The organism is Nocardia sp. SYP-A9097 (genome assembly GCF_009649815.1).
Classification (GTDB): Bacteria; Actinomycetota; Actinomycetes; order Mycobacteriales; family Mycobacteriaceae; genus Nocardia.
The window spans coordinates 1-9,687 of record NZ_WJIC01000063.1; the positions used below are offsets into that span (position 1 = coordinate 1).

Annotated in this window: 10 protein-coding genes; 3 read left to right on the forward strand and 7 right to left on the reverse strand. The window is 64.9% G+C overall.

The features are described 5' to 3' along the window. Nucleotides 1-146 precede the first annotated feature (146 nt). Complete coding sequence (locus GFY24_RS40585) at nt 147-1,007, reverse strand: transposase (protein ID WP_153810429.1); 861 nt, start codon at nt 1,005-1,007, stop codon at nt 147-149. Between the two features lie 135 nt (nt 1,008-1,142). Then, entirely contained in the window at nt 1,143-2,051 is a 909-nt protein-coding gene (locus GFY24_RS40590; RefSeq protein ID WP_153810430.1) for a hypothetical protein, read from the reverse strand. A 429-nt stretch (nt 2,052-2,480) separates the two neighbouring features. Here GFY24_RS40590 and GFY24_RS40595 point away from each other — a divergent pair, with 429 nt between their 5' ends. Further along, a complete protein-coding gene (locus tag GFY24_RS40595) occupies nt 2,481-2,717 on the forward strand; it encodes a helix-turn-helix domain-containing protein (protein WP_228567162.1) in 237 nt (78 codons plus the stop codon). Nucleotides 2,718-2,826: 109 nt separating this feature from the next. Further along, on the forward strand, nt 2,827-3,081 hold the full coding sequence (locus tag GFY24_RS40600) for a hypothetical protein (protein ID WP_153810432.1): 255 nt from the start codon (nt 2,827-2,829) through the stop codon (nt 3,079-3,081). A gap of 541 nt (nt 3,082-3,622) precedes the next feature. On the opposite strand, the gene GFY24_RS40605 is transcribed toward GFY24_RS40600, so the two are convergent. Genes GFY24_RS40605 through GFY24_RS40620 form a run of 4 tightly spaced genes read right to left on the reverse strand, consistent with a single transcriptional unit; the run spans nt 3,623 to nt 7,405 of the window. Next, nucleotides 3,623-3,886, reverse strand: coding sequence for a hypothetical protein (locus GFY24_RS40605; RefSeq protein WP_153810433.1), 264 nt, complete (start codon nt 3,884-3,886; stop codon nt 3,623-3,625). Nucleotides 3,887-3,935: 49 nt separating this feature from the next. Next, nucleotides 3,936-4,799: an SDR family oxidoreductase gene (locus GFY24_RS40610; protein ID WP_153810434.1), complete on the reverse strand. Its 864-nt coding sequence runs from the start codon at nt 4,797-4,799 to the stop codon at nt 3,936-3,938. A 26-nt stretch (nt 4,800-4,825) separates the two neighbouring features. Beyond that, on the reverse strand, nt 4,826-6,304 hold the full coding sequence (locus GFY24_RS40615; RefSeq protein WP_153810435.1) for an aldehyde dehydrogenase family protein: 1,479 nt from the start codon (nt 6,302-6,304) through the stop codon (nt 4,826-4,828). A gap of 3 nt (nt 6,305-6,307) precedes the next feature. Further along, a complete protein-coding gene (locus GFY24_RS40620) occupies nt 6,308-7,405 on the reverse strand; it encodes a hypothetical protein (protein ID WP_153810436.1) in 1,098 nt (365 codons plus the stop codon). Nucleotides 7,406-7,521: 116 nt separating this feature from the next. On the opposite strand from GFY24_RS40620, the gene GFY24_RS40625 reads away from it, so the two are divergent. Beyond that, nucleotides 7,522-8,163, forward strand: coding sequence for a TetR/AcrR family transcriptional regulator (locus tag GFY24_RS40625; protein WP_153810437.1), 642 nt, complete (start codon nt 7,522-7,524; stop codon nt 8,161-8,163). 332 nt (nt 8,164-8,495) lie between these two features. Here GFY24_RS40625 and ligD read toward each other — a convergent pair whose 3' ends face one another. After that, nucleotides 8,496-9,446 carry a non-homologous end-joining DNA ligase gene (gene ligD, locus GFY24_RS40630; protein ID WP_228567163.1) on the reverse strand — a complete coding sequence of 317 codons (951 nt, stop codon included), beginning with the start codon at nt 9,444-9,446 and terminating at the stop codon, nt 8,496-8,498. Nucleotides 9,447-9,687 lie beyond the last annotated feature (241 nt).

The window sequence follows — 9,687 nt, forward strand, 5'->3', positions numbered from 1 at the left end:
GGCGATACTGGCACACGAACTCCTGGTAGATCAGCGTCTTGGTAAACACTGAATTACCAGGAGTTCACTCAAATCTCGAGCCTCACACCGACGCCCTCACCGAGTTCTCAGACGCTCTCTTAGGCGCGTTATGTGGGTTGGCCTGTTCAGATCAACCCGCATAGCAGTAGTGCGTGGGCGCAGAGGGTCGCTGCGGTGCGGGTGAGTAGTCCCCAGAAGGTGTGAGCCCGGTGGCGGGCCAAGCCCAAATTCTCGGTGATCTCACCATTTGTTGTCTCGATCCTGTTGCGTAACACCGCAATTGCGTGCAACCGCGGTGGCGACATGGTGCGGCGCTCGGCCCGGAACGGTGCCAGCATCACGCGGGTGCCGCGCTCGGCCTGGGCGGCGGCGAAGGCGCGGCCGGCGAAACCGCGATCCAGGAGCAGCCCGGCCGGCGGCGCGGCATCGGCGAGCAGGTCGAGGGCCACGGTGCGTTCGTTCACCGCGGCGCGGGTGATCTCCAAGGCCCGGGGCAGGCGGCTACCCAGATCGGTGCGCAGGGCGAGCCGGAATCCGTAGAACCACTCCCCGTGCGCGGCGTCGCGGCCGAACCCGGCCACCAGATCGGCCGGGCCACACCAGGAGTCCGGGCCACGGACCCGGGAAGGATGCTTGACGGGCAGGGCGGTGGTATCGATCTGCTGCCACTCATCGACCGGCACCGCGGCGACCACGTGAGCGCGTAACTGCTCGAACGCGCCCCACAGCCAGCGGACGCGGCGGTTGAACTCGCTCTGGCACGGCAGGGCCGGGAACACTTCGGGGTGATCGGCACGGACCTGCGACAGCCATGCATTCTCGCTGGTCACACCCCGTACATGCCGGGCCACCGCGACGGTGAGTACCTCCGCGTCCGTACAGCCCGGCACCGGGCCGGGCCGTCGCGGTACCGCGATCACACCGTCTTTGATCGCGTCGTCGATCAGCACGTAGAGGTGGACGAACAAGTCCTCGAGCGGGAGCATGACAGGTGGGCCTTCGGGCGTGGGATGGCTTGCACCTCCTCATTGCCCCGAAGGCCCACCCCTGTCAACCCACATAAGGCGCCTTAGTGAGGTCGCCAGCCATCGTTGACCAGGACGCAGGGGATGAGTGCGATCTCAGGCGGCCGGGATGATGGTGTTTGTCCTTTTCCGAAGACCAGCCCGGCGGCGGGTCTCGGTCTTGGCGCGGTCGCCCCGCCGAAGTTGGTTGTCCTGCACGCGGATCCATCGCTGTGTGATCAGCCATCGTTGTTGAGCGCGACCGTCGTGGGCGTTGAAGAACAGTGGCACGCCCTTGGTATCGGTCAGGGTGTCGGCGATCTGTGCCCACTGCGGACCGTGGCCGCCGTGGAGGCGTCGATGGATACCTACTTGGCGGGCGAGCAGGTATCCGATCGTGGCGGGTGACGCCCCCGAGACGTGATCGCGGAAAAAGCGGGTGTGGAATCGCCGTCCCGTGCACAGCGAACGCGAACTGCGGTTGGAAGCAATCCATCCGAGGCGCTCGAGCATCACGAAGGTGGGGTTCGCGCCGATCCGGAATTCGGGCAGCTCGCCGCATGCATGGTCCCACCACTGGATGCAGGCCTCGCTGTGCCACACTTCCTGCCAGGTCGGGCCGATGTCATGCGCGGCCCAGTGCTCGCCGATCATGCACGCCAATTCATCGCCCAGAGTGTCCGCGTCGGCGCGTACGAGTCGCTGCAGTTGCTTGCTCTCGGCGCGGTGCAATGTGCACGTCGCGTCGATGGCCATCGTGGGCTGGCAGATTTCGGCCGCGCCGAGCGCGGCAGGAGTGGGAACCTGCCCGGCGATCAGTAGACGGACCACCCGCTCGGACATCTCCTGGTCCAGTCGGGACAGGTCCAACCGATCGCGTTTGCCGATGCCGTATCGAGCCGGATCGACTGCCCGCGACAACCGCAACGCCGCGTCGCGATCGCTCGCGAGGCTGGTTGCGGCAAGCCATGTTTCGGCGGCGGGGTCGATGCCTGCCAAGCGCCCTTTGAGGATCACCGTGGACAACGTTCAAGCTCCGATCTCGTGTGGGGTGGTCATTCACTCGAGACGGGACAGGCATGCTGCGATCATCCCGCCGAGTTCGGCTTTCCCGGACACCTCGGTCGGCCCGGTCGAGAAGATCGCATGGTGCGCGCGGTCCGACCTCCCACCCGCCATCGGTTCCACCGGCACGCGCCCGGCATCCCTCGGGAGTGCGAGGAGAGGAAAGCCGACCGCCGCGACACAGAGGAGAGGTCGTCGGAGCACTATTTCAGCGCGTGTCGTAGCATAGGTCACTAGCAGTGGTTTGTATCGCAAGCGATACTCACGTGTAATGGCGTGCCGGTTCCGGGACTTCGCAGGCGCGGGCATCGGATTGGCCGAACGTGCGATGATTCGGCCATGCCGGTACCCAACGCTTCGCTGTCTCCGCAGCAGAGGAGGGTCCGCAAAATGAGGCGGGACGCGGTCGGCGCTGCGGTACGCCGCGCGCGCGAAGCGGCGGGCTGGACTCAGGACGAACTCGCTGCGGCCTCGGGCGTGTCCCGACCAGTCATCGCTCGGATCGAGCTCGGCACAGCGAGCGTGCAGATCGACAGGCTATGGGACTTGGCCGAAGCACTGTCGACGACGCCGTCGGCGCTGCTGGCTGATGCCGAAGCGCATCTGCCGAGCATCGGCAAGCGGTGACACACAGGTAACGTCGCCCGAGGCAGGGCCAGTGGTTGCCAAGCGCGGAAGTCGTAAGTCCTCGTCTGCGGCATTCTAGCGGCCGCAGACCTGGCGGTACGGTCTTGTCATGGTCGATTCGGATTGCGAAAAGCTAGTGGAAGTCCGCGACGCCGCGGGTTCCGTCTACCGCATACCGCCCACAGTTCTGAATCCGTATGCGGTGCAGTCCGAAGCCGAAACGGAGACGAAACGTCGAGAAGCTTCAACGCGGATAGTCGCGTTGAAGGCAGAAAATCCCGAAGCAGTTGCGCTGGCTGAACGGTGGGTTCAGCAGCTCGTCGAGCGGCTCGACCGCCGCAGCTCGGATCAAAGGAGCGAATGACCACCCAACGCCCACGATCCGACCCTCCTGCGCCGTGCCAAACAGGTGGATGTGCGCCCCGCAGAACAGGGTGTTCAGATTTGAATGCCAGTCGAAAGGTCAATCGAGACCAATCGGCTTGTGCCGGTACGGCTGTCGAGTCCAAGCGGTGCTGAACGTCCTGGGAGGTACCTGAGCTGGTGGTGCGGCTGGCGGCATCAGAGGGCTCGATCCCAGCTCGTGGTGGATGCGCCGACGGCTACCGGATTGGCGGCGGCCCGAGGGGCAACATTCTGCTGGCGGATGCACTCGGCCTCGCCGGCTCGCCCTTCGTCGTCGGCGGGCTGACTCATTGTTGGGACTGACGAGAATCCATTGGCGCACAGGTCTTCTCGACGTTCGACTGCATCAATGTGGGCTCGCCGCCCAGCTGGGGCAGGCGCGGGAGCGGGGAGCAAATGGGATCGAATTGGGGTTGCTCGTTCGCCGAGACCACCATGGCTGATGCTGCGGCCCGCTACTCCCGTCAATCGGTCCAAATTTCCAGCACAATCCTGTTGCACTAGATCTCCGGCTCCGGCATGATCGTGAACAGCCAAGATTGCGCCGCAACAGGGTTGAGCAGCAACAGGTCTAACTGGCGATAGAAGCCGAGGAACCGGGCCCAGCCCGCACTGGCGAAAGCTTTGTCGCGGTTGGCCAGCACCTCACCGACCGCTTCCTGCCCGACGGCCAGCACCAACTGCGTACCGAAGGCGCTGGTCCAGTGCACCGGCCCGTAGCGGCGGTAGAGCAGGCGTTGCAGACCGAGCAGGTCGTCGAACACGTTGAGCGAGTAGCCCAGCAGCGGCAGCCCGGCGTTGTGAGGGTAGTGATCATGCGTCGCCCACCTGCTTGGCGATGCGGCGCAGGTAGTCGGCGCGGTCGGTGCTCTTGTTCGCCTCCGATCCGGCGGTGTTGGCGCCGGCCAGCTTTCGGCCCGCCTCCAGCAAGGAGTTGGGCAGCAGGTTCGCGGTGTCCACCGCTGCACCGAGCCAGCGCGGCACCACGATCTCCGCGCGGCGAGTGCGCACGGAATCCAGAATGGCCGCCGCGATATCGGCCGGTTCGACGGTCACGGCGGCAGGCATGGCGACGCCCGCGCCGAGTTCGGTGCGCACCAGGCTCGGCAGCACGGTGCTGACGCTGACACCGTATTCGGCGACCTCGTCGCGCACCGAGGCGCTGAGCCCGACGACCGCGTGCTTGGTGCCGCTGTATACCGCCGCACCCGGGGTCGGCATCTTCCCGGCCAGGGAGGCGACATTGACGACGTGCCCGTAGCCGCGGCCGATCATGCCGGGCAGCACGGCGCGCATACCGGTGATCGGGCCGAGGAAGTTGACGTTGATCTGGGTCGTGGAGACGTTGTCCGGCTCCTCGAGGAAGCTGCCCAGCGGCATGATGCCGGCATTGTTGATCAGCACATCGACCGGACCGAGTTCGGCCTCGGTCGCGGAGATGAACGCGCGGAAGGACTCTCGCGAGGCCACGTCGAGACCGAAGGCCCGGCAGCGCGAACCGATATCGGCGGCCGTGCGCGCGGCGAGCTTCTCGTCGAGATCGCCGATCGCGACCTTCGCGCCGTGCGCGGCGAACAGTTCGGCCGTGGCGCGGCCGATACCGCGCGCACCACCGGTGATGGCGACGGTCGCTCCGGCAATGCGGATTTCGGGATAGCGGGTGAACAGGGACATCATTGTTCCGTTCTGGTGTGGGGGATGGGTCAAGAGATGCCGAGGCGGCCGAGGCCACGCCCGTGGACGAATCGAGCCGCGCTGCGGAAGATCCGCCAGCGGGTCGGGGTGTAGGGGAACCAGTTCGGTTCGCTGTCCATGGCCGGGAGCCAGCTGGACGAAACCACCTTGGTACGAGTGAATTTCAGCAGCCCGTACTCCGAGGCGCGCGAGCCGATGCCGGAGTTCTTCCACCCGCCCTGCGGCACTTCCGCGCAGGTCATATTGGCCAGGAAGTCGTTGATGTTCACCGCGCCGACCTCGAGCCGAGCCGCGATGCGCTCGCCTTCTTTGGTGCTGGCCGCGAACACTGTTGCGCTGAGCCCGAATTCGGAATCATTGGCGAGCCGGATCGCCTCCTCGGCGTCGGCGACGCGCACGATCGGCAGCACCGGCCCGAAGGTCTCCTCCCGCATGAGGGTCATCGAATGATCGACATCGACCAGCACCGTCGGCGCGTACCAGGTGCCCGGACGGTCCATGCGATAGCCGCCGGTCAGCGCCTTCGCACCCTTGTCGATCGCGTCCTGCACCTGCGCATCGACGATGTCGATCTGCGGCGCGGAGGTCAGTGCGCCCACGTCGCTGTGCTCGTCGATGCCGGAGCGCAACGACTTCACCTTGGCCACCACGCGTTCGACGAACTCGTCGTAGACGCTCGTTTCGACGTAGACCCGTTCGAAGCCCATGCAGACCTGGCCGTTGTTGGCGAAGCCGCCGTAGACGGCGCAATTGGCGGCACGTTCGAGATTCGCCCCCGCCAGCACCAGGCACGGGTCCTTGCCGCCGAGTTCCAGACTCACCGGCGTGACCGATTCGGCCGCGCGCTGGGCGACCTTCTTGCCCGTGGCCACCGAGCCGGTGAACTGCACGAAATCGACGGCATCGACCAGTGCGGCACCGGTCTCGCCGCCGCCGAGCAGCACCTCCACCACCGGCGGCGCACCGATCTCGTGCCAGCCGCGCACCAGTTCACGCACCGCGAGCGGAGTCACCTCCGACGGCTTGAGCAGCACCGCGGATCCGGCGAACAGTGCCGGGATGGCGTCGCCGAAGGTGAGCAGCAGTGGGAAGTTCCAGGCACCGATCACGCCGGCCAGTGGGAACGCGGATCTGTCGACCGTGAACCGCTTCCCGAGCACCAGGGGAGACGCTCCGCGAACATGCTTGGGCGACAGCAGTTTCGGTGCGACGCGGGCGTAGTAGTCGATCACCTCGACCATCAGGATGGTCTCGAGCAATGGCTCGTTGCGGACCTTGCCGCCCTCCTGCCGGCTGATCTCGACGAGCCGGTGCTCATTGTCGAGCAGCCACTGCCGCATGCGCAGCAGCCATTTCGTGCGGGCCTTCACGCCGATGCGCTCCCACTCGCGCTGCGCGTCACGCAGGCCGCCGTCGGCGGGACGCCGGACATGGATGAGCCCGGCCTCGGTATCGAGAATGGGGCGAGACTTGCTGGGAGAAGCCATGATTCAGTTCCCCCGTCCTGCGAGCTGCCGCACGAGCCGCAACGTTCTACCGAGGGGCACCCGAATAGCCGGCGGCAGATTCCTGGCCTGCACCAGCACCGGGCTCAATGACACGGTGAACACGCTGCCGAACGCCCGGCCGGTCACGTCGTAGGTGGTGTCGCCGAGCGTCACGGTGCCTTCCAATTCGGTGTAGCCGGTGACGAATACGACCTTGTTGCCGCCCGGGGCCTGCTTGACGGCTCGCTGCGCGGCGTCACGCCGGGTGAAGGTCAGGTCGACGCTGCCGGCCTCATTGCTGTCGGTCAGGCGGAACTTGTGCGCATGCGGCACGCCGTCCACGCGGCGGGTCTCCAATGTCTGGAAGGTGCCGGTGATGAAGTGCTCGTAGGTCTTTCGGTCCGCGGAAACCGACACGAACGGCACCGGCTCACCCTCGGTGATGAACCCGCCCGCCTGCACGATCAACTCCGACGGACCCGCGGCCGGTGACCAGTACCAGTTCCAGCCATTGACGAAATGCGGCGGATTCGGCTCGCCCAGATACGGTTCCAGCCAGCCCAGGGTGCCGAACAGATGCTCGATGTAGCCGAGCCCGCGCACCGGGTAGGTGTTCGATCCGATGGTGATGCTGCCCTCGGCCCGGGCCCGGTAGAGCACCCAATGCCGGAACTGCGAGTCGATGTAGCCCTCACGCTCGGGTTCCGCATCGGCGACATAGTTCAGCGACGCGGAAATGTATGCGCCGCTGGCGGCTTCGCCCTCGACGTGCAGCTCGTAATCCGGATACCCGCCACGCAGATAGTTGCGCCCATTGCGCACATCCAGCCGCTGCGAATCACCGCGAATGGTGCCCTCGGTGAGCGGGCCGGTACCGAAGTCGGCGAAGATCCCGCCGTCCGGCGACACGATCACATGCCGCCCCTCCTCGATGACACCCGCGAACTTCGAGAACGCCACCACCAGCGTCATGCCGTCGATCGGCGTGCCCGGCGCGTCGAGCATGGCGTTCACATACCACCACTCGACCGGGTGCCGCTGCGTGCTCGCGGCCTCACCGACCTCGCCCACGTCCAGCGTCCTGGTTACGGAAATCGCCATTGATACCTCTCCGGCTCAAGTCTGATACTTGCCCGTATCAGAGAGACTGATACGAAAAGGTGTCAGACTTAGGGGGATCAGTCAAGAGGTCCGGGCAATACGGGAGGATCGACCGCGTGAGCGCATCGACCAAGCAGAACTACGGCGGAGAATCCGGCGAGCAACGCGCCGCCCGGCGCCGCGCGGCACTTCTCGACGCGGCGATCACCGTGGTGGCCGAACAAGGGTGGCGGCAGCTCAACGTGGAACGGGTCTGCACGTCAGCGGGCCTGATCAAGCGCTACTTCTACGAGAGCTTCGCCGATATCGACGCGCTCGCCGCCGCCGTCATCGACGAGCTGGCCACCGAAATCCTCACCCTCGTCGTGGTCAACGACCTGTCGATCCCACGCCCGCAACTCATGCGCACCATGATCGAGAAACTGGTCGACTACGCGGTCAACGACCCTCGACGCGCACGCGTCTTCTTCGGCGAAATGGCCGCCACCGAGGCCGCCTCGCACCAGCGTGGCCTCGCGATCCGGCGCATAGTGACCATCCTCGCCGCCGAAGCGCGCACCCTCAGCCACGCCGACCACCCCATGCTCGACATCACCGCCTCCGTCCTGGTCAACGGCAGCACCCGCACCCTCATCGACTGGCTCGACGGCACCATCGCCGTGCCGCGCGAGGAGTTCATCAACTACCTGACCTGGCTCTGGCTGAGTGCGAGCGAAGGCGCGATCGCCCATGTCGCATCGACCCCGGCCGAGAACTGAACGGCGCACCTGCGCCAATCTCTCGTCGGGTACTGGCGCATTGATCGTTATGTATTGATGCACAATTCGACCAGCTGAACTGGATCGGCCGGCACTCCACGGCGCGAGTGGCCGCGAGACTCGGCCGCGTGGAATTGTCTGTTGAGCGCGAGGTGAGATCGACGCCAGCGAAGCATTAATCATCATTCAACCTGGTCGCGCATCGGCATGAGCGCGTTATGGCGTGGGTGTTCTCGCGTTGTGTTGAGCCAGGCGCAACATCGTTGCGTTCGAATCGGATCATGTGACCTCACCAACCACCGGGCCACACATCGCCGCAGGTCAGAATGTTGCTAATGGTCCGATAAAGGCATTTTGACATCACGTGAGACTTTGTCGGACCGCAGTCCACGCCATGAGGGATGTCGTAGACGGCCGTCGCCGGTCCAGTCAGTGAAGGTCACTTCACCGACGAGTTCAGGTTCGACCCAGACGGCGTCGGCGACATCGGCGTCGATGGTCGCTGTTCTGCGTTCCAGAGGTTGGAGTTTCACTCTAAGGTCGTTGAGCATCGATTGGGTGAAGCCGGTGCCGACGTTGCCGATGTAGGTCAGTTCTCCGGTTTGGGCGTGAACAGCCATCAGCAGTGAGCCGATGTGCCCGGCCCGACGTCCAGTACCTGGTTTCCAACCGACGATGATGATCTCTAGATCCCGAATGTTCTTGACCTTGAGCCAGAGTGGGCTCCGCCGACCGGGCACGTAGGGGCTGTCGAGGCGTTTGCAGACGATGCCCTCAAATCCGAGGCGGCGTGATTCGCTGAGGACGGTCGCACCGGGGCCGCTGAGACGGGGCGGAGTCTGCCAGTGAGGGCCACGCAGGTTCAGTTGTTCAAGAAGTTTTCGACGCTGCTGATAAGGCAAGTCGATCAGCGACCGATCGCCGATGTGGAGCAGATCGAAGATCATGTAGGTGGCTGGCGTGGTAGCGACCAGGGATCGGATCCTGGCGGGGTTGCGCTGGTGCATTCGCGATTGAAGCGCTCCGAACGACGATCGTCCGTCTGCATCAAGCGTGACGATTTCGCCATCGACGACGAACGGCGGATTCGAGGGTGCGAGCGGGGCTAGTTCGGGCCAGGCAGTGGTGATGTCCTTGTTATTCCTAGACAAAATTCGCAGTTCATCGGCTAGATATGCGATGGCGCGGATGCCGTCGAACTTCACCTCGTAGTTCCACTGCGCGTCGTTCTGCGGAACGACCCCGGCTGTGGCCAGCATTGGGGCGTAGTACGGCAGCCTCATCGTTCGCAACCCGCAGCCATCGCTAGTCCTCTCACGAACTCCGACGTAGGCGCTCAACAGTCGATCTAAGAATACCGATCGGTCTTTAATATGGTTGAACGTCGAGTCGGAGCACTGAGGCTCCCCCCGGATAGTGGACACCTGATTCGCAGGACTAACGGTCCTGATGGAAGGATGTTCACATGCCTCCTGGTAAGCGTCGGTCGTTCACGGCCGAGTACAAGGTCGAGGCTGCCCATCG

Coding starts and splice junctions, on each gene's coding strand:
- GFY24_RS40585 (WP_153810429.1), bottom strand. CDS start 1,007: ATGCTCCCGCTCGAGGACTTGTTCGTCCACCTCTACGTGCTGATCGAC.
- GFY24_RS40595 (WP_228567162.1), top strand. CDS start 2,481: ATGAGGCGGGACGCGGTCGGCGCTGCGGTACGCCGCGCGCGCGAAGCG.
- GFY24_RS40600 (WP_153810432.1), top strand. CDS start 2,827: ATGGTCGATTCGGATTGCGAAAAGCTAGTGGAAGTCCGCGACGCCGCG.
- GFY24_RS40610 (WP_153810434.1), bottom strand. CDS start 4,799: ATGATGTCCCTGTTCACCCGCTATCCCGAAATCCGCATTGCCGGAGCG.
- GFY24_RS40615 (WP_153810435.1), bottom strand. CDS start 6,304: ATGGCTTCTCCCAGCAAGTCTCGCCCCATTCTCGATACCGAGGCCGGG.
- GFY24_RS40620 (WP_153810436.1), bottom strand. CDS start 7,405: ATGGCGATTTCCGTAACCAGGACGCTGGACGTGGGCGAGGTCGGTGAG.
- ligD (WP_228567163.1), bottom strand. CDS start 9,446: ATGAGGCTGCCGTACTACGCCCCAATGCTGGCCACAGCCGGGGTCGTT.